The sequence below is a fragment of the Methylobacterium nonmethylotrophicum genome, assembly GCF_004745635.1.
GTDB classification, from domain to species: domain Bacteria; phylum Pseudomonadota; class Alphaproteobacteria; order Rhizobiales; family Beijerinckiaceae; genus Methylobacterium; species Methylobacterium nonmethylotrophicum.
Genome location: NZ_SRLB01000012.1, coordinates 177,913 through 200,049, shown reverse-complemented (window position 1 = coordinate 200,049; position 22,137 = coordinate 177,913). Strand labels below are relative to the sequence as shown.

Below are 22,137 nucleotides of genomic sequence, written 5' to 3'. Positions count from 1 at the left end.
TCGTCAATCCGCCGCCCGCATCCGGTAGCCCACCCCGGTCTCGGTCAGGATGTAGCGCGGGCGCTCGGGCTCCGGCTCGAGCTTCTGGCGCAGCTGGCGGACATAGACGCGCAGGTATTGCGGGTCGGCCGCCGTGCCCCAGACCTCGCGCAGCAGGTGGGCGTGGGTGAGCACCTTGCCGGCATGGTGCACGAGGAGCCGCAGCACGTCGTATTCCTTGGGCGAGAGCTTCACCTCGCGCTCGCCCACCCGCACGATCCGGCGCACGAGATCGACCGAGAGGTCGCCGGCCCGGAAGACCGGGCGCTCGCCGCCGACCGCGAGCTGGTGGCGCAGGGCGTTGCGCATCCGGGCCAGGAGTTCGTTCATGCCGAAGGGCTTCGTCACGTAGTCGTCCGCCCCGAGATCGAGGGCCTCGACCTTGCCGGCCTCGTCGTCGCGGCTCGACAGCACGATCACCGGCAGGTCGGGCTTCAGCCCGCGGATCTGCGCCAGGAGGTCGTGCCCCTTGATGTCCGGCAGGCCGAGATCGAGGATCGCCAGGGCGACCTCCTCCCGGGCGAGGAGGTCGAGGGCGGTGCGGCCGCTCGGGGCCTCGATCACGGCGTAGCCCTGGCTGGTCAGGCCGACGCGCAGCAGCCGGCGGATCGGCGGCTCGTCGTCGATGACCAGGATGCGGGGCTCGTTGCTCACGCGGCGTCCTCCAGGGCGGCGCGGGGCACCGGCAGGGTCAGGGTGAAGGCGGCACCCGGGAAAGCGGGATCGTGCCGGTCGCCCCGGTTGCGGGCGGCGATCCGCCCGCCCATCGCCTCGACGAAGCCGCGGGAGATCGCGAGCCCCAGGCCGGTCCCGGCCCGGACCCGGTCGCTCTTCCTCACCCGGTAGAAGGTGTCGAAGATCCGCTCCTCGTCGCCCGCCGGGATGCCCTCGCCCTCGTCGAGGATGGCGAGGCACACCGCGTCGCCCTCGCGCCGGCTCTCCCGCCATCCCTCGATCCGCACCAGGGAGCCCTCGGGGGCATACTTGGCGGCGTTGTCGAGGAGGTTGAACAGCACCTGCTCCATCAGCACCGCGTCGAGGCGCAAGGGCGGCAGGCCGGGGCCGAGGGCCAGCGCGATCCGGTGGCCGGAGAGGATCTTTCGAGCCCGCTCCAGGGCCGTCCCGACGATCTCCGCGAGGTCGTGCGGCGCGAGGTTCGGCGCCACCGCGCCGGATTCGAGCTTCGTCATGTCGAGCAGGTTGGCGATGAAGCGGTTCAGGCGCTCGGCCTCGTCGATGACGGTGGCCAGGAGCTCTCCTTGCGCCTCCGGCGGGAGCGAGGCTCCGAGGTCGCGCAGCGTCGTCGCCGAGCCCAGCACCGCGGCGAGCGGGGTCTTGAGGTCGTGCGAGAGCGAGGAGAGCAGGGCCTGGCGCAGCCGGTCGGTCTCGGCCGAGCGGCGGGCCCGGTCGAGATCCTCGACGAGGTGGACCCGCTCGATGGCGAGCGCCCCCTGGTCGGCGAGCGCGTCGAGGAGCCGGCGCTGGTCGGGGGTGAGGAGCGGCCCCGGCTTGTCGCCGTCGAGACCCACCACCCCGACCATGCCGCGGCCGGTGCGCAAGGGGAGGAAGAGGCGCTTGGCCCCCGGCAGGGTGTCGGCGCCCCGTCCCGCCGGGCGGCCGTGGTCGAAGGTCCACTTGGCGGCCGCGAGGTCGGCCTCGTCGAGCGCGTCCTCCGGGGGATAGCCCGCCATCACCGTGACGGTGCCGTCGTTCGCGCCTCCCTTCTGCGGCAGCAGCAGCACCACCCGCAGGCGCAGCATCAGGGCGATCTGGTAGGCGGTGGCCCACAGCACGTCGTCGAGGGTGCCGCAGCCCGCGAGCTTGCGCGAGAAGCCGTAGAGCGCCTCGGTCGCCTTGCTGCGCGCCCGCGAGATCGTCGCCTCGGCGCGCACCCGGGCCGCCAGGTTCGAGACCACCACCGCCACCAGGGTGAAGAAGAACAAAGCGACGACGTTGGTCGGGTCGGCGATGGTGAAGGTGTAGAGCGGCGGCAGGAAGAAGAAGTTGTAGGCGAGCGAGGACGCCACCACCGCGGCCAGCGACGGAGTGAGCCCGAAGCGCACCGCCACCGCCACCACCGCGGTGAGGAAGACGAGGTCGGTGCTCTCGTGGCCGAGGGAGGGTTGCAGCGCGAGCCCGAGGCCCAGCGCGCCCGCGACCGCCGCGAGCGCGGCGGCGTAGGGCAGGGCGCTCGGCCGCGGCGGAGGTGCGGTGCGCACCCCCTTGTGGGGCGAGGGCGCGCCCGGGATCTCCTCGCCCGCCACGACGTGGACGCTGATCGGGCCGGAGCGGCGCACGAGGTCGTGCACCACCGAGCCGTGCAGGAGCTCGAACCAGCGCGAGCGGGTCGACTTGCCGATCACCACGTGGGTGACGTTGTGCTCGCGGGCAAAGCCCACCACGTCGTCGGCGATCCGGCCCTGGCTCGGCAGGGTCGCGGTCTCGGCCCCTAAGCGCTCGGCGAGCCGCAGGGTGTCGGCGATGCGGTCGCGCTCGGCCTCGCTCAATTGGGCGCTGCGCCGGCCCTCGATGGTGAGCGCGGTCCAGGGCGCCCGCAGCCGGTCGGCCAGCCGCTTGGCGTAGCGCACCAGGCCCGCGGAGCGCGGATCCTCGCTGACGCAGACCAGCACCCGCTCCCCCGCCGCCCAGGGGCCGGGGATCGCGTGGGCCCGCATGTGGGTGACGAGCTGGTCGTCGACCTGCTGGGCGGTGCGGCGAAGCGCGAGCTCGCGGAGCGCCGTGAGGTTGCCGGGGGAGAAGTAGTGCCTGAGCGCCCGCTCGGCCTGACGCGGCAGATAGACCTTGCCCTCGCGCAGGCGCTGGATCAGGTCGCCGGGGGAGAGGTCGATCACCTCGATGTCGTCGGCCCGGTCGAGGATCGAATCCGGCACCGTCTCGCGCACCCGGATCCGGGTGATCTGCGCCACCACGTCGTTCAGGCTCTCGACGTGCTGGATGTTGAGGGTGGTGTGGACGTCGATGCCGGCCTGGAGCAGCTCCTCGACGTCGAGGTAGCGCTTGGGGTGGCGCGAGCCCGGGGCGTTGGTGTGGGCGAGCTCGTCGACCAGCGCCAGCTTCGGCTTTCGCGCCAGCAGCCCGTCGAGGTCCATCTCGTCGAACGTGCCGCCGCCATACGGGACGCTCTTGCGCGCCAGCACCTCGAGCCCGGCGACCAGCGCCTCGGTCTCGGGCCGGCCGTGGGTCTCGACCACGCCCACCACCACGTCGACGCCCTCGCGCCTGCGGGCATGGGCGCTCGTCAGCATCTCGTAGGTCTTGCCGACCCCCGGCGCCGCCCCGAGGAAGATTTTCAGGCGCCCGCGCCCGGGCGCCTCCCGGCGCGCCTGCGCCAGGAGGGCGTCGGGCGAGGGCCGCAGGTCCTCGCGCGAGGGCCTGCCGTCCCTCATCGACCCTGCGCGTCGAGGGCGCGGTTGAGGGCGAGCACGTTGACCCGCCGCTCGCCGAGGACACCGAGGCTCGGCTCCTGCACCTGCCCGGCGACGAGGGCGCGCACCGCATCCTCGGACAGCCCGCGGGCCCGCGCGACCCGGGGCACCTGGAACAGGGCGGCCTCGGGCGAGACGTCGGGGTCGAGGCCCGACCCCGAGGTGGTGACGAGGTCCTGCGGCACCGGGTCGGAGGGGTTCTCGGCCTTGAGGGCGGCCACGTCCGCCTTCACCCGGTCGATCAGGGCCGGGTTGGTGGGCCCGAGATTGGCGCCGCCGGAATTGGCGGCGTTGTAGGGCGCCGCCACCGTCTTCGAGGCATCGGCCGGATCCGGCGCCACGGTGGCCGAGGGGCGGCCGTGGAAGTAGCGCTCGCTGGTGAACGCCTGGCCGATCAGGGCCGAGCCGACGAGCGTGCCGTCCGGGTTGCGGACCAGGCTGCCTTGCGCCTGGGCCGGGAAGAGCGCGCCGGCGATCCCGGTCATCGCGAGGGGGTAGGCGAGGCCGGTGACGAGCGTCAGGGCGGCGAGGAGCACGAGGGTGGGGCGGAGGTGCCGGAGCATGGCGATGGTCCCGTTCAAGCCAGGTGGAGGGCGCTCACGGCGAGGTCGATCAGCTTGATGCCGACGAACGGCACCAGGATCCCGCCGAGACCATAGATCAGGAGGTTGCGCCGCAGCAACGCGGCGGCGCCGACGGCGCGGTAGCTCACCCCGCGCAAGGCGAGCGGGATCAGCGCCACGATGATCAGCGCGTTGAAGATGATCGCCGACAGGATGGCGCTCTGGGGCGAAGCGAGCCGCATCACGTTGAGCGCCTGGAGCTGCGGATAGAGCCCGACGAACATCGCCGGGATGATGGCGAAGTACTTCGCCACGTCGTTGGCGATCGAGAAGGTGGTGAGCGCGCCGCGGGTCATCAGCAGCTGCTTGCCGATCTCGACGATCTCGATGAGCTTGGTCGGGTCGGAATCGAGGTCGACCATGTTGCCGGCCTCGCGGGCCGCCACCGTCCCGGTGTTCATCGCCACGCCGACATCGGCTTGGGCCAAAGCCGGGGCGTCGTTGGTGCCGTCGCCGCACATCGCCACGAGCTTGCCTTGCGCCTGCTCGCGCCGGATCAGCGCCAGCTTGTCCTCGGGCGTGGCCTGGGCGAGGAAGTCGTCGACGCCAGCCTCGGCCGCGATCGCCGCCGCGGTCATCGGGTTGTCGCCGGTGATCATCACCGTGCGGATGCCCATCCGGCGGAGTTCCGCGAAGCGCTCGCTGATGCCGCCCTTGACGATGTCCTTGAGGTGGACGACGCCGAGCAGCTGGCCGTCGCGGGCCACCGCCAGCGGCGTGCCGCCGGCCTTGGCGATCTCCTCGGCGATGGCCCGCACCTCCTGCGCGGTGGCGGGATCGAGGCGGGGCTGCAGCACCCGGGCCGCGGCGCCCGCGCCGACGAGGGCCGGGGCGGAGTCCAGGCTCGCGATCACCGCCTCGACCGCCCCTTTGCGGATCGACGACCCGTCGAGGTCGATCCCCGACATCCGCGACTGCGCGGTGAAGGGGACGAAGGTGGCGTTGAGGCTCCCCATGTCGCGGCCGCGGATGCCGTAGGTCTCCTTGGCCAGCACCACGATCGAGCGGCCTTCCGGGGTCTCGTCGGCGAGCGAGGCGAGCTGGGCCGCGTCGGCGAGCGCCTCGGCGGTGACGCCGTGCACCGGGCGGAACGCCGTCGCCTGGCGGTTGCCGAGCGTGATGGTGCCGGTCTTGTCGAGGAGCAGCGTGTCGACGTCGCCCGCCGCCTCGACGGCCCGGCCCGACATGGCGAGCACGTTGAAGCGCACCAGCCGGTCCATGCCGGCGATGCCGATCGCCGAGAGCAGCGCCCCGATCGTGGTCGGGATGAGCGTCACGAACAAGGCCACCAGCACCGCGAGCGGGATCGCGCCGCCGGCATACGCGGCGAAGCTCGGGATCGAGCCCACCGCGAACACGAACACGATGGTGAGGCCGGCGAGCAGGATGTTGAGGGCGATCTCGTTGGGGGTCTTCTGCCGGGCCGCGCCCTCGACCAGCGCGATCATCCGGTCGATGAAGGTCGAGCCGGCGGCGGCGGTGATCCGCACCCGGATCCAGTCGGAGAGCACCTGCGTGCCGCCGGTCACCGCCGAGCGGTCGCCGCCGGATTCGCGGATGACGGGGGCGGATTCGCCGGTGATCGCCGCCTCGTTGACCGAGGCGATGCCCTCGATCACCTCGCCGTCCGACGGGATCACGTCGCCGGCCTCGACCAGCACCACGTCGCCGACCTTGAGGCTCGCCCCCGGCACGGTCCCGTAGTCCTCGCGCGGACCGCCGATCGCGGCGGCGGGGCCGGCCAGCCGCTTCGCCGTCGTCTCGGTGCGGGTGCGGCGCAGGGAATCGGCTTGCGCCTTGCCGCGCCCCTCCGCCACCGCCTCGGCGAAGTTGGCGAACAGCACGGTGAACCACAGCCAGAGGATGATCTGGCCGGTGAAGGCGAGGTCCTGGCCGCCCGAGACGAGGTCGCGGACGAACAGCAGGGTGGTGAAGGCCGCCACGACCTCGACCACGAACATCACGGGGTTCTTCACCATCTGGCGCGGGTCGAGCTTCGTGACCGCGCCCAGGCAGGCCGGCCCGATCAGGGCGGCGCTGAACAGGGAGGATTTTTGGGTCTGGGCCATGATCCTGGGATCCGGATGAGGCGAGAGATCGGAGTGGGCGGCTTTGGCAGCCGCACCAAGAAGTTACGTGTCGAATTTCGAGCGGAGAGGGCCGTCTTTTCTGCGATCAAGCAGATCGATATCAGGCCCATCATCTCCCACTCGCGACGTCATCCTGAGGTGTTGGCGATCGGAGATCGCACACGATCGAAGATCGACTGACCTCGAAGGAGGCTTCCAGGAGTCCTTGTGATTCCTGGAGGCCTCCTTCGAGGCTCGCTGACGCTCGCACCTCAGGATGAGGTCGCGAACGGGAGGAGTTCTCTTCGCTCGAGCGAGTCCTCAGGGCGCCAGCGCCGCGCCGCCGAGCATGATCGCCGCCCAGATCGCGCCGGTGCCCAGCAGCGCGAGGCCGGTGAGCGCCAGGACGATGTCGCAGGGCCGCAAGGCGGAGCGGTCGCGCGGCGGGCCGGAGCGCGGCCGGTGCCGGGAGAGCCCGCGGCGGATGCGGGCCGCGTGGGTGGCGCTCATGGTCAGCCCCCCGCCGCCGCGAAGGTCTGGCCGGCGGCGCCCGCCAGGTGCTCGACGATGGGTCCCAGCGCCAGCGACGGGAAGAAGGTCAGGCCGCCGACGATCAGGATCACCCCGACCAGCAGGCCGACGAACAGGCCGCCATCCGTCGGGAAGGTCCCGGCGGAGGCCGGCACCGTCTTCTTCGCCGCGAGCGCGCCCGCGATGGCGAGGGCCGGGATGATGACGAAGAACCGGCCGACCAGCATGCCGGTCCCGAGCGTCAGGTTGTAGAACGGGGTGTTGCCCGAGAGGCCCGCGAAGGCCGAGCCGTTGTTGGCCGCCGCCGAGGTGAAGGCGTAGAGGATCTCCGAGAAGCCGTGCGGGCCGGCATTGGCGGGACCGCTAAGGCCCGCCGGCAGCACGGTGGCGAGGGCGGTGAAGCCGAGCATCATCAGGGGCAGGCAGAGGATCGCGAGCATCGCCATCTTGACCTCCCGGGCCTCGATCTTCTTGCCGAGATATTCCGGGGTGCGCCCGACCATCAGGCCGGCGACGAAGATCGCCACCACGACGAAGACCAGCATGCCGTAGAGGCCCGCGCCGACGCCGCCGACGATGATCTCGCCGAGCTGCATGTTGACGAGCGGGATCAGGCCGCCCAGCGCCGTGAAGGCGTCGTGCATGGCGTTGACCGCGCCGCAGGAGGCGGCGGTGGTCACCACCGCGAACAAAGCCGAGCCGGGGATGCCGAAGCGGATTTCCTTGCCCTCGAGGTTGCCGCCCTGGAGCCCGAGGGCGTTCAGCAGCGGGTTGCCCGAGCCCTCGGCCCAGTAGGTGACGACGGTGCCGGCCAGGAACAGCACCCCCATGGCGGCGAGGATCGCCCAGCCCTGGCGCTCGTCCCCGACCATGCGGCCGAACACGTTGGTGAGCGCCGCGCCCAGCGCGAAGATCGACACCATCTGGACGAAGTTCGACACAGCGGTCGGGTTCTCGAACGGGTGCGCGGCGTTGGCGTTGAAGAAGCCGCCGCCGTTGGTGCCGAGCATCTTGATCGCCACCTGGCTCGCCACGGGGCCGAGGGCGATGGTCTGCTTCGCGCCCTCCAGTGTGGTGGCCTCGGCGTAGGGCGCGAGCGTCTGCGGCACGCCCTGCCAGACCAGGAACAGCGTGTAGACGACGCAGAGCGGCAGCAGCACGTAGAGGGTGCAGCGGGTGAGATCGACCCAGAACGAGCCCACCGTGCGGGCCGAGGCGCGGGAAAAGCCCCGGATCAGCGCCACGGCGAGCGCGATGCCGGTCGCCGCCGAGAGGAAGTTCTGGTGCGTCAGCCCCAGCATCTGCGACAGGTAGGAGAGGGTGCTCTCGCCGCCGTAGTTCTGCCAGTTGGTGTTGGTGACGAAGCTCGCCGCCGTGTTGAAGGCGAGGTCCGGCGCCACCGCGCCCTGGTCGGCGGGGTTGAACGGCAGGAGGCCCTGCAGCCGCAGGATCGCGTAGAGCAGGACGAAGCCGGCGGCGTGGAAGACCAGCATGGCGCCCGCGTAAGCGAGCCAGTGCTGCTCGTGCGCCTCGTCGATGCCGGCGAGGCGGTAGAGGCCGCGCTCGACCGGGCGCAGCAGGGGGGAGAGGGGGGTGCGCGCGCCGGAGAAGACCCGGGTCATGTAGAGACCGAGGGGCTTCACCAGGGCGAGGACAGCGGCGCAGAACAGCGCGATCTGGATCCAGCCTGCGAGGGTCATCGGAGCGCTCCTCAGAACTGCTCGGGGCGCACGAGGGCGTAGGCGAGGTAGGCGAGCAGCCCGAGGGTCATCAGGCCGCCGAGCCCGTAATCGAGGGTCATCGCGGGCCTCCTCACAGGCGTTCGCACAAGGAGACGTAGCCGAGCGACAGGGCGAAGAAGCCCAGGCCGGCCGCCAGCATCAGAAGATCGAACATGGGTGTCCCCATCGGGCGGCGCGCCACGCGCCGCATCGGGCCGCCGAGCCGCGGCCCCGCCCTGCCAGATCCTCCCGATCGCGTAGGGATTCGAGAGGGCCGCGGGGGCCGCGATGTTAAGGCGGCATAAAGACGGGCGGGTTTCAGGGCCGCATTCAGGGCCGTCTCGCGGCCCGGACCGCCTCCTGCAGGCCGGCGCAGGCCCGGGCGACGCCACAAGCCCCGGGGGTGCCGGCCTCGCGGCAGGCCGCGCGCAGCGCCCGGCCTTCGACCTGCAGCACGCAGGTGGTGCCGTTGAGAAAGCCGCGGATTGAGAAGCCGCAGAGCCGGCAGGCGGCGCGCACCCGGCGGAGCGCCAGCTGCCCGCCCCGCGTCGCCGTCGCCCCGCCGACGCAGCGGACGACGTCGGCCGACGCGCGCCGGCCGTGACCCCCATCCATCGCGCTTCACTCCCCGGGCGACGCCACGCACCCAGGGTCTTTGCGTCCGGCGACAGGGGGAAACGATGCGGCTGGCCGGGCCGCGATATCAGGATTCCATCAACGCGAGCGGGAGGCAGGGCCGGGCGGCCGGGCTTCGCCTCGAGCGGAGCCTCGCGAGAGACCCGGTCAGGGGGCCAGGATCAGGGCGCCAAAATCAGGGGGCCAAGATCAGGGGGCCAAGATCAGGGGGCCAGGAGCTGCCCGCCCTTCTCGACGATGACGTCCCGCACCTTGCCGGAGAAGATCCCGAGCAGCAGCGGCAGGTTCACCTCGGCGCGGACGGCCTCGTCCTCGACCGCGATGGTGCCGCTGACCGTCTGGCCCAGGGCGCCGACCAGGAACGAGAGGGTGTCCCCGTCCCAGACCGGGTCGTCCATCGAGAGGCCGGCCTTCTGCACCATGTCCCGGCCCTGCCCGATGCGGGCGTCGATGCGCCGGCGGGCCTCGGCCCGGCCGAGCTGGTGGGGAATCACGACGACCAGGGGCTTCGCCATCACCGTCTCCGCGCCCCGCCGCGCCCCCTCCGGGCCGGCTCCGGGCATGATGGTCCGGCCTTGCCGAATCATCCGTGGTTGAAATTCACCATGACGCGGTGGAATTCAATCGGTGGTGGGCGCGGAGGGTTAACGTCCCGGTCGCGGCTCCCCGGACCGACCGTTGCAGCGAGGGGCTGTCCAAGAGCCGCTGTCCAAGAGCCGCTGTCCAAGCCGGCCGGTCTGGCGTAGAGGGACGTCGGGGCGCGCGACGCGCCCTGCGAGCGGAGGCCGGTCTTCAGCGTGATCGAGCGGGGAATCCTCGGCGCCGTCGCCGTGTGCATCGCGGCCACGGCCGCCCTGTGGCTGCTGGCGATGCCGGACGAGCCGGTGCGGGCGCTGCAGGACGGCCTGGGCGCGGCGGCGCTCGCCACCATCATCGCGGGCGCGGCCGCCCGGCGCTCGGCGGAGTGAGGGCGGGACGCGTGCCGCCGGTCCTCCCGCGCCTGCTGCGCTGGCTCGTCGCCGGCCTCGTCGCCGTCGCGGTGCTCTGGATCGCCGTCCACCTGCGCTGATTGATATTTCGAATCATCTCATCTGTGCAGTGCCAGTTTCACGTCTGGTAATAGAAATGCAGCTATAGCCAAGGAAGATAGTAGATATCCTAAATCTCTAATCAGTAGACCTCTTTTTGTTCTCTGTCTCAAAATTTCTACCGCAACTATTAATAGTACAAAATAAAAAAACAAGAATAAAAACTCTTCAATTTTTGAGTTATAGCGGTAGCTATTGCTTGTATATAAGACGAAAATTACATAAGGTAAAAATACGAATATGAGACATTGTATTTGTACTCGAAGCAAATCAAGCATAGTATGATTCATGCGACCAACTCTTTCCGATAGTATAATATATGAAATCTTCAAGTTTTTACTTTCCCTAAAAATCAATATATTAAATACTGAAATAACATTAAATCCAAGGAATATGCTAAAATATATTATAATTATCAATAGTATATTATCGCTTATCTTGTTCTTGATAAAGTCGTTTCGAAATATATCGGCAAAAGAATATATAGCTCCCAAAGTCACGACTGGAATCGAAAATAGTTCGTACAAATTCGCTAAATTTTTTAAAAAGGGCCTTATTTTTGGATATTTAATTCCAATAAATCCTTGATCAGATATTGAATGTTTTACCTTGCCTGCTCCAGTCAATAGTACTACAAGCGCAAAAAATGAAAATGTCAGACCATAAACTATAAGCTTGTAAGTATGAATTACAAAGTCCATCTCAGCGCCTATTTCAAATATAATTCCTTAGCCGTCAGGATACAATGGACAAACACCCAGTCAATACCGAAATTTCTTACTGTATAAATATTTGTGTTGGGCACTCGCGAGGTGAATATGAACAATGAAAGAAACTATTGTAGATTTGCATTCTTCAATATATGCTGCTTAAAAAATAATATATTTAAACTTTAATTTACAATAAAACCTATGTGCCGATCTAAATATTATTCCATATAACAAAGATCTCTTCCCTAAACATCACCCCTCACACCGCGAGCGGCGCGGGCCGCCGGAGCCGCGCCGCCCGGTGCCGCCGCAGCACCGCGCAGGCGCCGCCGAGGACGAACCACATGTACCAGGTCGGCACCAGGTAGTAGAGCATGTTGTCCGAATAGGCCATCGACAGGTAGCCGGCGGTCATCGCCAGCGGCATCCACGCCCAGGACGCGCCCCGGGCGATCAGCCCCCACACAGCGGCGACGGCCCGCGCGTAGAGCCAGAGATAGGCCAGGAGGCCGATCAGCCCGGTCTCGAACAGGAGCTGCACGTAGACGCTGTGCGACTCGATGCTGTCGTTCTCGAGCGGCAGCGGGAAGAACTGCGCCACGTAATGCGGGAAGCTCGACAGGCCCCAGCCGAAGAGCGGGCGCTCCCAGAACCAGGTCATGGCGCCCTGCCACAGCAGCATCCGGAAGGCGTAGGAGTTCATCCGCTCGTAGGCGTCCGTGGTGTTGCCCTGCTGCAGGTCGGCGAGGCGCTCGGTGATGTCCGGCATCGCCAGGAGGACCAGCGGCAGGCCCAGGAAGGCGAGCAGGACGCGCCGGTCGAAGCGCAGGCCGTAGACGAGCAGGATCAGGCCGGTGCCGGCCCAGGCGCTGCGGGTCTTGGTCAGCACGATCAGGGCGAGCAGGACCGGCCCGTAGAGCGTCAGCGCCCGGCGCAGGCGCGGCGTCAGGCAGAAGCCGTCGCCCGCCAGCAGCGTCAGGACCACCGCCAGCACCGTCATCAGGTAGAAGGCGTAGATGTTGGGATGCGTGAAGCTGCTCTGCACCCGGATGCCGTCGTCGCCGAACACCGCCCAGCCCATGGCGAGCTGCAGGCCGGCATAGAGCGTCGGCACGACCGAGCCGGCGACGATGAGCAGCAGGAAATGGCGCAGGTCGGCGAGGTCGCGCACGAAGGTGAAGGCCAGCAGGCAGAAGGCGGCGTGGGTCGCAAGCAGCATCATCAGCCGGATCGCGGCCCCGGGATCGGGCGCCACCAGCCGCGACGAGACCAGGCAGACCAGGAGGAGCGGCAGCCAGAGCGCGAGCGCCGGCGCCGGGCTCATCCGCGGCCGGGTCACCACGCAGGCCCCCACCACCACCAGCACCGCGAGGTTGACCGCCGCGCCGACGCCCATGTCGTCGAGGCCGTTGATCTTGGTCAGGGTGAAGAGCGGGTCGCAGGCCGAGCGGGTCAGGATCACGCCCTCGACGAAGCGGCGCGGCCCGACGAACCAGGCCAGGAGGATCAGCAGGGCGCTCGCGGCGATCAGCATCGGCGTCACAGGCTCCTGGCCCGGCCCCGACGGGCAACCGGGCCGGTGCCGGCCGGCCCGACAGCCCGGCCCTGGCGGGAAACCGGCCCGGTGCGCCCGGGCCGCAAGCGCCCTGCTTAGCCGCCCCCCGTGCCGGAGGGAGCGCCGCAAAAGGGAGAGGCCTTGCGCCGCAAGGCGTAGGGCCGTGCCGGCTTCCTCGTGCGTCAGGTGTCGCCCCGGCCCGGCGGTGCTGCTAAGCTCGGGCCGCCCGAATCCGGACATCCTCGATGCGCCTCTCCCTCGCCTCCCTGCTGCTCCTCGGCGCGCTCGCCGCCCCGGCCCACGCCCAGACCTCCGCCCCGAACCCGTTCGGCCCCGGCGCCCCGAAGCCGGCCCAGGCCCCGCCGCCCAACCCGCCCGCCATCCCGGCCAAGCCCGCGGCTCCGGCCCCCGCCGGCCATTCCACCACCGGCCCGTCGGCGGCCCCGGCCGCCGGCGCGATCTACCCCACCGCGATCGCGCCGAAATACGCCAAGGAGCCGGCCGGCACCGCCCGCCAGAACACCTGCCTCGACCAGTACAATGCCAACAAGGCGGCCGGCGGCGCCGGCAACGGCGGCATGAACTGGATCGAGAAGGGCGGCGGCTACTACTCGGAGTGCAACAAGCGGCTGAAGGGCTGACGCCCGCGGGGCATCGCCCCCGTCAGGCGCGCGCCGGCCCCGGGGCCGGCCGCGCCGTCAGCGCCAGCGCCACGCCCAGTCCCGCGGCGGCGAGGCCCGCCAGCACCGCCCAGGCCGGCCAGGCCGCGGCCGCGCCCTCGGCGAGCGCCGCCTGGTAGGCCTCGATCGCCCAGGCATTGGGGGTGAGCCAGCCGAGGCTCTGGAGCCAGGGCGGCATCAGGAAGCGCGGCACCATGCTGCCGCCGACCGCCGAGAGCAGCAGCACCCCGAAGGTCGAGACGAGGTGGGCCTGCTGGCGGCTGCGCGAGGCCGCGCAGGCGGCGAGCCCCAGGCCCGCCGCCATGGCGGCGACCAGCACCCCGGTGACGAGCCAGGCGCCGAAATACGGCCCGACCGAGACGCCGTAGACGAGGGCCGCGGCCCCGAAGATCAGCGCCCCCTGGGCGATGCCCTGGAGCACCAGGAACAGGAACTTGCCCAGCACCACCACCGGCAGGCCGCCCGGCGCCGCGGCGAGGCGGTCGGCGATGCCGGACTGGCGCTCCTCGACCAGGGACAGGGCGCCCTGCATGGCGGCGAACATCAGGAACACCGCGGCGATCGCCCCGGCATAATAGGCGACGCGGGCATTGCCCCCGTCATGACCATGGCCCTCCGCCGTCGAGGTCCGGGCCACCAGGGCCGCGAAGGAGAAGGCCTCGCGCTTCTCCCGGCTCTCCGCGAAGGCGCGGTCCAGGAAGGCGCGCTCGTCCGGCCCGATCCTGCCGGTGCGCTCGACGTCGGCGACGACCCGCGACAGCACCACGTCGGGCAGGGCCTCGTTGAGCACCCGCTGCACCTGGCCGAGGGCGATCGGGGTGGCCAGCGCCCGGGCCGGGCTCTCGACGACGAGGATCGGCGCGTCGGCGGCGCTGCTGCCGGCCGCGAGGTCGCCGCGCAGCACGAGCGCCACGTCGACCTCGCCCCGGCGCACCGCCGTCACGGGGTCGTCGTGCAGGAGCGTGGTGCGCAGGGCCGGGTCGGCCTGGAGCGCCGCCACGAGGCGCGCCGTGGTGGCGGTGCGGGCCTGGTCGAGGAGCCCGACCTGGATGCGGATCCGCTCGCCGACGGCGCCGGAGAAGATCGCCGCGAAGACGCAGAAGATCACGGTCGGCAGCACGAAGGCCATCACCAGGGCGGCCCGGTCGCGCCAGAGGGTGAGCAGCATCACCCGGAACGCCGCGACGATCATGCCGGGACCCCCGCGGGGAGGCGGGCGGGACCGGCCGGAGGTTCCTCCGCCGTCACGTCGCGGTAGAGCACGTCGAGCCCCGGCTCGCGCACCCGGATCTCCCGCACCGGCACGCCGTGGCGGCGCAGATGGGCGAGGAGCGCGGCGCCGTCGCGCCCGCCCGCCATGGCATGCCCGGCCCGCCACATCAGGGGCGAGGCCGGGTGGAAGCCCGCCTGGCGCAGGGCGGCGGACGCCGCCGGGCCGGCGGCCTCGGCGAGCGCCACCTCGTGCTCGGGGGGACCGGCCCGCAGGCCGGCGAGGAGATCGGAAAGGCGCCCGTCGAGGCGCAAGGATCCGCCCTGCAGCAGCACCACCCGGTCGGCCAGGCGCTCGGCCTCGGCGAAGTCGTGGGTGGCGATCAGCACGGCGGCCCCGGCCTCGGGCAGGCGCTCGAGCACCCCGTGGATCGCCGCCCGGGCGGCCTGGTCGACCCCTTGCGTCGGCTCGTCGAGGAGGACCAGGGCGGGCTCGGCGAGGAGCGCGGCCGCGATGTTGGCCCGGCGCTGGTAGCCGCCGGAGAGCACGCCGACGAGGCGGGACGCCACCTCCTCGAGGCCCGCCCGCCCGAGGGCGCGGGCCACCGCCGGCCCCCGCGCCGCCCGGTTCAGTCCCATCAGGCGGGCGAAGACCTCGAGGTTCTCCCGCACGGTCAGGCGCGGGTAGAGGGCGATCTCCTGCGGCACCCAGGCGATGGCGCGCCGGACCGCCGCCTCGCGCGCCGGATCGCCCCCCGCCACCCGCACGCTGCCCCGCGACGGGACGAGGCGCCCGGCCAGGAGCCGCATCAGCGAGGTCTTGCCCGCCCCGTTCGGGCCGAGCAGCGCCACGGTCTCGGCCCGCGCCAGGGCGAGGTCGATCCCGTCGAGGACGGGCTGGTTCCGGTACGAGAAGGCGAGGTCGCGGACGACCGCCGCTTGGTCTGGCATCATGCCGTCACGACAGCACGGCTTTGCGGCATTCCGAGGAACGGTCCCTGTCCCGGAGGGCGAGCATGGGCCGGCACGCGCTACCGGGCCGGCAGCGCGCGGGTGAGCCGCACCCGCACGCTCGTTCCGGGCTCCGCGAGGCGGAAGGCGGCGGCGGAAAAGTCCGGGCGGCCGCGGCGGCCGGCGCCGTTCGAGAAGCCGTAGGGCTCTGTCGGCAGGCCGAGCGGCGTGCGGCCGAGGCGGCCGTCGCCGTCGAGGTCCTGGAACGCCGCCACCGCGTAGGTGCCGGGCGGCACGTCGGCGAAGCCGAAGCCGAGGACCGGGCCGGCGGCCGGGCCGCTCTGGCCGATGCGGCAGGCCTCCTCGGCCAGCGACCCGATGCAGAGCGCGACGAAGACCCGGCCGGCGCCGGGCTCGACCCCGTCGACCTCGACCGAGAGGCCGGCCGCCGCCGCCGGGCCCGCCAGGGCCGCGCCCGTCGCGAGGACCAGGAGCGCGCGTCTCACGACGAGGTCGCGCCTCACGAGGCCTCCCCGAGGCTCGGGGCGGCGCTGAGCGGCAGCCCGCGGGCGGGGACCCTCTGCACGGCCAGGTCCTCGGCCATCAGCCGCGCGGTGATGCGGGCGCCCTCGTAGATCACCGGCAGGCCGGAGCCCGGATGGGTGCCGCCGCCGACGAGGTAGAGCCCGGGCCCGAAGCGGTTATGGGGCCGGAAGTACAGCATCTGCCCGAGGTCGTGCGACAGGTTGAACGTCGCGCCCTCGTGCACCGCGAAGTCGTCGCGCCACTGGGTCGGGTCGACCACGCGCTCGTAGCGGATGCGCGACTCGATGTCGTGGAGGCCGAGCTTCTCCAGGCGCTTGAGCACCAGCGCCCGGTAGGACGGGCCGACGCTCGCCCAGTCGATCCCGGCGCGCAGGTTCGGCACCGGCACCAGCACGTAGAGGCTGGTCTGGCCCGGGGGCGCCATGCCGCCGTCGGTGTAGCCGGCATGCTGGACGTAGATCGAGGGCTGCATCGGCAGCACCCCGTCGGAGACCTCGCGGATGTTGCGGGCGTAATCCTCCGACAAAAGGATGGTGTGGTGGCCGAGACTCTCCGGCATCCGGCCCTCGATGCCGAGATAGAGCATGTAGGTCGAGCAGGAGAGGCGGGCCTTGGCCACCTTGGCGTTCCGCCAGCGCGGCCGGCGAACTTCCGGCACCAGTTCGGGCACCACCTTGGCGAAGTCGCCGTTGATCACCACCGCGTCGGCCGCGAGGCGCTCGCCTCCGGCCTCGACCCCCACCGCCCGCTTGCCTTCGAACAGCACCCGGTCGACGGAGGTGCCGAGCTTGATCTCGACGCCGAGGCGGCGGGCGAGCCCGGCCATCGCCTCGGAGACCGCGCCGCAGCCGCCCACCGGGTGGTACACCCCGTGCTCGTATTCGAGGAAGCTCAGGATGGTGAACAGGCTCGGGCACCGGAACGGCGACATCCCGAGGTACTTCGTCTGGAACGAGAAGGCGAGGCGGACCCGCGGGTCCTTGAAGTAGCGCTTCAGGTCGCGGTCGACGGTGGCGTGCGGGCGCAGGAGCGGCAGGGCCGCCAGCATCGCCGGCGAGACGAAGCTGCGGATCGAGTCGCAGGCCTGCTGCAGTACCGGGATGAAGGCCGCGAGCTTGTTGCGGTTGTCGTCGAGGAAGCGGCGCACGTTCCTCGCGTCGTCCGGCGCGATGCGGGCGATCTCGGCCTCGAGGCGTTCGACGTCCGGCGTCGCCCGGATCTCGCCGCCGCCCTCGAAGACGAGATGGTACTGCGGATCGAGCCGCTCGAGGGTGAGGTGGTCCTCCAGCCGCTCGCCGCAGGATTCGAAGATGTCGGCGAGGATGCGCGGATAGAGGAAGAAGGTCGGCCCGATGTCGAACCTGTAGCCGCCCGGCGCCGTCACCGTGCGGGTGCGCCCGCCGACGCTCTCCTCCTTCTCGATCACCGTCACCTGCACGCCGTCGCGGGCGAGCATCAGCGCCACCGCGAGGCCCCCCGGCCCGGCACCGACCACGATCGCCCGCCGCCCCGACAGGGTGCGGTACCCATCCCGCGGCTGCAACAACGCTCCACCTCCTGCCTGACGAGAGACACACCTTCCCGTACGCCTTCCCGTGCGTACAGCCTAGTTGTGGTGCACAGCGGTGAGCCGGCAATGGCTGCGCATTGTCGCGGTGGGGTGGGTGGGGGCTTTTTCAGCGGAGTGTGGCGGGTTGGACCGTCGCGTTGTCGTTGGGCCGGATCCGGCCCCATTCGTTGTGGCGAGAGGACGTGGGCGCGACGTGTCGGGCAGCCCTTCGAACCGGGCGAGCCGGCGCGACGAAGGGCCGGCGACGGCCTTGAGCTGATGAGGGGTTTAGGGTTTGATCGTGCTCTCCAGGGTATCACCGGGTCGAAGGACGCGCGCTATGCGGACCACCCGGCCCCTCAGCATCACCCTGCCCCACGAGATGGCGCAGATGGTCAAGGACAAGGTTGCGGCGGGAGAATACGCAACGGAAAGCGAGGTCATACGTGATGGCCTGCGCGCCCTCCTAGCTCGCGACGCGGCGATGGAGCGCTGGCTGCGCGAGGAGGTGGTTCCGGTGTTCGATCGAGTGGCCGCCGGAACGGAGCCGCTGGTGCCCGCCGACGAAGTCCTGAGCGGGGCAGCTCGCCGTTACCAGGCGCGCAAGGCAGAGACCGCCAAAGGCTGATGCCGCCCGGGATCCTGTTCTCGACCCAGGCGCAGGCGGATTTCGACGACCTCTATGCCGAATCGCCGACAGCGCGGGGCATGCGACCGCGTATGCTTGCACCGCTCGGCTCGACCGCAACCTGCGCTCGTTCGGCGAGTTTCCGGAACGGGGTACCCGCCACGATCACGTCCGACACGGCCTGCGCATCACGGGCTTCGCGCGCCGTGTGACGATCGCGTTCACGGTGCGCGAGGACGCGGTCGTCATCCTGCGGCTGCTTTATGCCGGGCGCTCCCTGGTGTTGCCGCCGGAATAGAGCCCCGCCAGCCGCCCCCCGCCGAGCCGGTGCAAAGCCACGGCGCCCGCCACCGCGACGTTGAGCGAATCGACTCCCGGCGCCATCGGGATCGCCACCCGGCGGGCGCGGGCCATCAGGGCCTCGGGCAGGCCGGGGCCCTCGGTGCCGAGCAGCAGCAGGGCGCGGGGCAGGGGCGGCAGCGCCGCGATGTCCTCGCCGCGGGGCGAGAGGGCCAGGGGCACGAGCGCCTGGCGCTCGCAGAGATCGAGGAGGGCGTCGCCGGTCGGCACCCGGGCGAAGGGGACGGTGAGGCTCGCCCCGGCCGAGACCCGGATCGCCTTGCGGTAGAGCGGATCGCAGGTCGCCGCATCGAGCAGCACCGCGTCGGCCCCGAAGGCGGCGGCGTTGCGCAAGAGGCCCCCGACATTGTCGTGGTTGGCCAGGCCCACGAGGCCGAGGAGCAGGGCCGGGCCCGCCGGCACCAGGGCGTCGGGGGCGGGATCGGGCCCGCGCCGGCCCAAAGCCAGCACGCCGCGATGGATCGGGAAGCCCGTCACCGCCCCCATCACGCCCTTGGCGGCGAGGTAGACCGGCGCGTCGAGCCCGGCCAGCGCCGGCGCGAGACCAGGCAGGCGCTCGGGGGAGAGCAGCACCGACTCGACCCGGAACCGGGCGGCGCTGGAGAGCAGCACGCGCAGCACCACCTCGCCCTCGGCGACGAACCGGCCCTCCCGCCCGACGAGGTCGCGCTCGCGCATCCGCGTATAGGCGTGAAGGCGCGGGTCCGCGGGGTCGTCGATCGGGATGGGCGTCATCTCAGCCCTTGCGGGCGGCGAGCGGGTCGGATTCGGCCTTGGTCGGCACCTTCACCAGGGCCTCGCCGTCGAGCACCGTCTCGCCGTTGACGGCGCAGATGCAGGTCAGGCGGGCGCGGCGGCGCTCCGGCACCAGCTCGGCCACCTCGACGGTGACGTCGACGGTGTCGCCGATGCGGACGGGGGCGCGGAAGTTGAGGCTCTGGCTGATATAGACCGCGCCAGGGCCGGGCAGGCGGGTGCCGAGCACCGCCGAGATCAGCCCGGCAGTGTAGAGGCCGTGGGCGATGCGGGTGCCGAACGGCGTGCGGGCGGCGAAGTGCTCCGAGAGGTGGATCGGGTTGCGGTCGCCGGTGATCTCCGCGAAGCCGACCACGTCGGAGGCCGCGATGGTCTTCGACAGCGTCTCGGACAGGCCGACGCTCAGGTCCTCGAAGTACAGCACGCGCAGTTCGGGCATCATCGGCGTCTCTCCCGGTCAGGTGGGTGCCGCGACCGACGGACGGCCGAGGGCGCGCGGCTCCGCCCCGGCCCGGATCCCCGGGGTCGCACGGGACGGGGGCGGAAATCCAGTGGCGAAAGGTCGGGGGCGGCGCCCGTCGCCGATTGCCGGACCGGCGCCGTGGGTAGACCGGCTCTGTCGATGCGTCTCGTCCGCGTCCGGGAGTATGTCCGGCTGGACATCGCCCTGTTCCCTGGCGCAAACGACCCACCGGTCGCGCATGTTCGTTCAGTCCGCCCCGCGCAGTCGGACGCGGCCAGATCCGTCAGGTCGGCGCTGCGCAACTCCAGCGTTGTGGCGACAGGCAGGGCCGGATTCTCGCGCTGGGTCTTGCGTCGGTGCAGCAGATGACGCTCGAGCCTGTCCGCCAGGCCGCTCCGATCCCGCTCACGACTCCACAAGCCTCCCCGCCGATCAGGAACGCCTGAAGCCAGCCCTTCGTCGCTCGCCAACAAGACGCTTTCAAGGAGACAGATGGCGATGGCTGAGCCGTGATAAAAAATTTTCATTCAATATATGATTCTGGTTAGTTTCTAGAAAAATTACCAAAATCTGTCCATTCCTGCCAATCTTACCATGGGTCACTTTTAAAGGAATGATTTACTAGCGACTGATATCCATCCGGGAGACCTCGAAACGAAAGGGATTTCCATGTTGTTCGGCAAGAGGATCGTCGTTGACAAAATGGGCGCGGTCGATCGGTCTCAGGCAGTCGTCGAGTTCGACCTTTCGGGAAACGTCACGGCAGCGAATGAGAATTTCCTTCGGATCTTTGGCTACACGCTCGACGATATTCGGGGCAAGCCTCACGCGATGTTCGTCGATCCGGCGGAGCAGGGGGCCGAGTACGAGCGCTTCTGGGCCTCCCTGCGCCGGGGCGAGTTCCAGCAGGCCGAGTACAGGCGCATCGCCAAAGGCGGACGCGAGGTCTGGATCCAGGCCACCTACAACCCGGTCCTCGATGCCTGCGGGCGCCTGACCAGGGTGGTGAAGTTCTCCACCGACATCACGGCCCGGAAGCTGCGTAACGCGGATGTCGAGGGCAAGCAGGCGGCCCTCGACCGCTCGCAGGCCATCATCGAGTTCAACCTCGACGGCACCGTCCTGACGGCCAACGAGAACTTCCTGGCGGTGCTCGGCTACCGGCTGGAAGAGATCCGCGGCCAGCACCACCGGCTCTTCGTCGACCCGGCGGAGCAGGGGGCCGAGTACGAGCGCTTCTGGGCCTCCCTGCGCCGGGGCGAGTTCCAGCAGGCCGAGTACAGGCGCATCGCCAAAGGCGGACGCGAGGTCTGGATCCAGGCCACCTACAACCCGGTCCTCGATGCCTGCGGGCGCCTGACCAGGGTGGTGAAGTTCTCCACCGACATCACGGCCCGGAAGCTGCGTAACGCGGATGTCGAGGGCAAGCAGGCGGCCCTCGACCGCTCGCAGGCCATCATCGAGTTCAACCTCGACGGCACCGTCCTGACGGCCAACGAGAACTTCCTGGCGGTGCTCGGCTACCGGCTGGAAGAGATCCGCGGCCAGCACCACCGGCTCTTCGTCGACCCGGCGGAGCAGGGGGCCGAGTACGAGCGCTTCTGGGCCTCCCTGCGCCGGGGCGAGTTCCAGCAGGCCGAGTACAGGCGCATCGCCAAAGGCGGACGCGAGGTCTGGATCCAGGCCACCTACAACCCGGTCCTCGTTGCCTGCGGGCGCCTGACCAAGGTGGTGAAGTTCTCCACCGACGTGACGAAGGCCGTGATGGAACGGCTCGAGCGCGCGCGCATTCAGCGGGGCATCGACGACGATTTCGGGGGCATCGCGCTCTCGATCTCCCAGGCGTCGAAGCAGGCGATCAGCGCTGCCACCGCGTCGGAGGAAGCCGCCAGCACCGTCCAGAGCGTCGCAGCGGGTTCGGAGGAACTGGCGACGTCCGTGGGCGAGATCAGCCAGCAGGTCCAGCGCGCCATGCGCGTCATCGAACGGGCGGTCGACCAGGCCAATGCGACCTCGGCGGTCGTCGGCGGTCTCGCGGCCGCGGCGCAGCGCATCGGCGAGGTGGTCGACATGATCGACAAGATCGCCGGGCAGACCAACCTGCTCGCCCTCAACGCCACGATCGAGGCGGCGCGGGCGGGCGAGGCCGGCAAGGGCTTCGCGGTCGTCGCGGCGGAAGTGAAGAGCCTGGCCGCGCAGACTGCCAAGGCGACGGAGAGCATCAGCGCGCAGATCGCCCAGACCCGGGTCGCGGCGAACGAAGCCGCCGCCGCGATCGCTGGGATCGGCTCGACCATCGAACAGGTCAACGAGATCTCGTCGGCCATCTCCGCGGCCGTCGAGCAGCAGGCCGCCGTGGCACAGGAGATGTCGACCAACATGCATGCGATGACGGCCGCAGTCAGCGAGATCAGCCACAGCATCGGGGTGATCGCGAGTTCGACCCAGGAGGTCGACCAATCGACGCAGCATGTCCGCGAGGCCTCCCGGCGCATGGTCGGCTAAACGAAAATTCGCGATCCGGGGCAAGACCAACGGCCCAAGGTGCCGACGCACCAGGCCATCGACCCATCTCGG

20 protein-coding genes are annotated in these 22,137 nt (G+C 70.1%); 4 read left to right on the top strand and 16 right to left on the bottom strand.

Annotated elements, in window-relative coordinates; all coding sequences use genetic code 11:
* Window positions 1-3: 3 nt before the first annotated feature.
* The 9 genes from EU555_RS17970 to EU555_RS17930 all read right to left on the bottom strand — a co-directional run bounded on the left by EU555_RS17970 (window position 4) and on the right by EU555_RS17930 (window position 9,580).
* Complete coding sequence (locus tag EU555_RS17970) at window positions 4-693, bottom strand: response regulator transcription factor (protein ID WP_135416439.1); 690 nt, start codon at window positions 691-693, stop codon at window positions 4-6.
* Entirely contained in the window at window positions 690-3,446 is a 2,757-nt protein-coding gene (locus tag EU555_RS17965; protein WP_135416437.1) for a sensor histidine kinase, read from the bottom strand. The genes EU555_RS17970 and EU555_RS17965 overlap by 4 nt, the downstream gene beginning before the upstream one ends.
* Window positions 3,443-4,048, bottom strand: coding sequence for a K(+)-transporting ATPase subunit C (locus tag EU555_RS17960; RefSeq protein ID WP_135416436.1), 606 nt, complete (start codon window positions 4,046-4,048; stop codon window positions 3,443-3,445). Before EU555_RS17960 ends, EU555_RS17965 begins: the two co-directional genes overlap by 4 nt.
* 14 nt (window positions 4,049-4,062) lie before the next feature.
* On the bottom strand, window positions 4,063-6,177 hold the full coding sequence (gene kdpB / locus EU555_RS17955; protein WP_135416434.1) for a potassium-transporting ATPase subunit KdpB: 2,115 nt from the start codon (window positions 6,175-6,177) through the stop codon (window positions 4,063-4,065).
* 321 nt (window positions 6,178-6,498) lie between these two features.
* A complete protein-coding gene (locus EU555_RS17950; protein WP_135416432.1) occupies window positions 6,499-6,687 on the bottom strand; it encodes a hypothetical protein in 189 nt (62 codons plus the stop codon).
* Between the two features lie 2 nt (window positions 6,688-6,689).
* The gene (gene kdpA, locus EU555_RS17945) at window positions 6,690-8,408 is read right to left on the bottom strand and encodes a potassium-transporting ATPase subunit KdpA (protein ID WP_135416430.1); all 1,719 of its coding nucleotides are present in this window, start codon (window positions 8,406-8,408) and stop codon (window positions 6,690-6,692) included.
* Between the two features lie 11 nt (window positions 8,409-8,419).
* The gene (locus EU555_RS17940; RefSeq protein WP_135416428.1) at window positions 8,420-8,509 is read right to left on the bottom strand and encodes a K(+)-transporting ATPase subunit F; all 90 of its coding nucleotides are present in this window, start codon (window positions 8,507-8,509) and stop codon (window positions 8,420-8,422) included.
* 250 nt (window positions 8,510-8,759) lie between these two features.
* Window positions 8,760-9,044 carry a hypothetical protein gene (locus EU555_RS17935; protein WP_135416426.1) on the bottom strand — a complete coding sequence of 95 codons (285 nt, stop codon included), beginning with the start codon at window positions 9,042-9,044 and terminating at the stop codon, window positions 8,760-8,762.
* A gap of 224 nt (window positions 9,045-9,268) precedes the next feature.
* Window positions 9,269-9,580 (bottom strand): polyhydroxyalkanoic acid system family protein, encoded by a 312-nt coding sequence (locus EU555_RS17930; protein WP_135416424.1) that lies wholly within the window; start codon window positions 9,578-9,580, stop codon window positions 9,269-9,271.
* 282 nt (window positions 9,581-9,862) lie between these two features.
* Here EU555_RS17930 and EU555_RS36230 point away from each other — a divergent pair, with 282 nt between their 5' ends.
* Window positions 9,863-10,033 (top strand): hypothetical protein, encoded by a 171-nt coding sequence (locus tag EU555_RS36230; protein WP_167858587.1) that lies wholly within the window; start codon window positions 9,863-9,865, stop codon window positions 10,031-10,033.
* 1,089 nt (window positions 10,034-11,122) lie between these two features.
* Here EU555_RS36230 and EU555_RS17925 read toward each other — a convergent pair.
* Complete coding sequence (locus tag EU555_RS17925; protein ID WP_167858586.1) at window positions 11,123-12,397, bottom strand: O-antigen ligase family protein; 1,275 nt, start codon at window positions 12,395-12,397, stop codon at window positions 11,123-11,125.
* Window positions 12,398-12,663: 266 nt separating this feature from the next.
* Here EU555_RS17925 and EU555_RS17920 point away from each other — a divergent pair, with 266 nt between their 5' ends.
* Window positions 12,664-13,059 carry a hypothetical protein gene (locus tag EU555_RS17920; protein WP_135416421.1) on the top strand — a complete coding sequence of 132 codons (396 nt, stop codon included), beginning with the start codon at window positions 12,664-12,666 and terminating at the stop codon, window positions 13,057-13,059.
* 22 nt (window positions 13,060-13,081) lie between these two features.
* Here the strand turns inward: EU555_RS17920 and EU555_RS17915 are convergent, their stop codons facing one another.
* The 4 genes from EU555_RS17915 to EU555_RS17900 all read right to left on the bottom strand — a co-directional run bounded on the left by EU555_RS17915 (window position 13,082) and on the right by EU555_RS17900 (window position 17,350).
* The gene (locus tag EU555_RS17915; protein ID WP_135416419.1) at window positions 13,082-14,290 is read right to left on the bottom strand and encodes an ABC transporter permease; all 1,209 of its coding nucleotides are present in this window, start codon (window positions 14,288-14,290) and stop codon (window positions 13,082-13,084) included.
* The gene (locus EU555_RS17910; protein WP_135416582.1) at window positions 14,287-15,258 is read right to left on the bottom strand and encodes an ABC transporter ATP-binding protein; all 972 of its coding nucleotides are present in this window, start codon (window positions 15,256-15,258) and stop codon (window positions 14,287-14,289) included. Before EU555_RS17910 ends, EU555_RS17915 begins: the two co-directional genes overlap by 4 nt.
* A gap of 80 nt (window positions 15,259-15,338) precedes the next feature.
* Window positions 15,339-15,764 carry a DUF2141 domain-containing protein gene (locus EU555_RS17905; protein ID WP_135416580.1) on the bottom strand — a complete coding sequence of 142 codons (426 nt, stop codon included), beginning with the start codon at window positions 15,762-15,764 and terminating at the stop codon, window positions 15,339-15,341.
* Window positions 15,765-15,778: 14 nt separating this feature from the next.
* Window positions 15,779-17,350, bottom strand: a complete 1,572-nt coding sequence (locus EU555_RS17900) for a phytoene desaturase family protein (protein WP_135416417.1) — start codon at window positions 17,348-17,350, stop codon at window positions 15,779-15,781.
* A 343-nt stretch (window positions 17,351-17,693) separates the two neighbouring features.
* On the opposite strand from EU555_RS17900, the gene EU555_RS17895 reads away from it, so the two are divergent.
* Entirely contained in the window at window positions 17,694-17,981 is a 288-nt protein-coding gene (locus EU555_RS17895) for a ribbon-helix-helix domain-containing protein (protein ID WP_135416415.1), read from the top strand.
* Window positions 17,982-18,242: 261 nt separating this feature from the next.
* On the opposite strand, the gene EU555_RS17890 is transcribed toward EU555_RS17895, so the two are convergent.
* Window positions 18,243-19,076, bottom strand: coding sequence for a TrmH family RNA methyltransferase (locus EU555_RS17890; RefSeq protein ID WP_135416413.1), 834 nt, complete (start codon window positions 19,074-19,076; stop codon window positions 18,243-18,245).
* A gap of 1 nt (window position 19,077) precedes the next feature.
* Window positions 19,078-19,539, bottom strand: coding sequence for a 3-hydroxybutyryl-CoA dehydratase (gene croR / locus EU555_RS17885; protein ID WP_135416412.1), 462 nt, complete (start codon window positions 19,537-19,539; stop codon window positions 19,078-19,080).
* Window positions 19,540-20,229: 690 nt separating this feature from the next.
* Between croR and EU555_RS17880 the strand changes: the two genes are divergently transcribed.
* The gene (locus EU555_RS17880; protein ID WP_205820948.1) at window positions 20,230-22,065 is read left to right on the top strand and encodes a methyl-accepting chemotaxis protein; all 1,836 of its coding nucleotides are present in this window, start codon (window positions 20,230-20,232) and stop codon (window positions 22,063-22,065) included.
* Window positions 22,066-22,137: the final 72 nt, after the last annotated feature.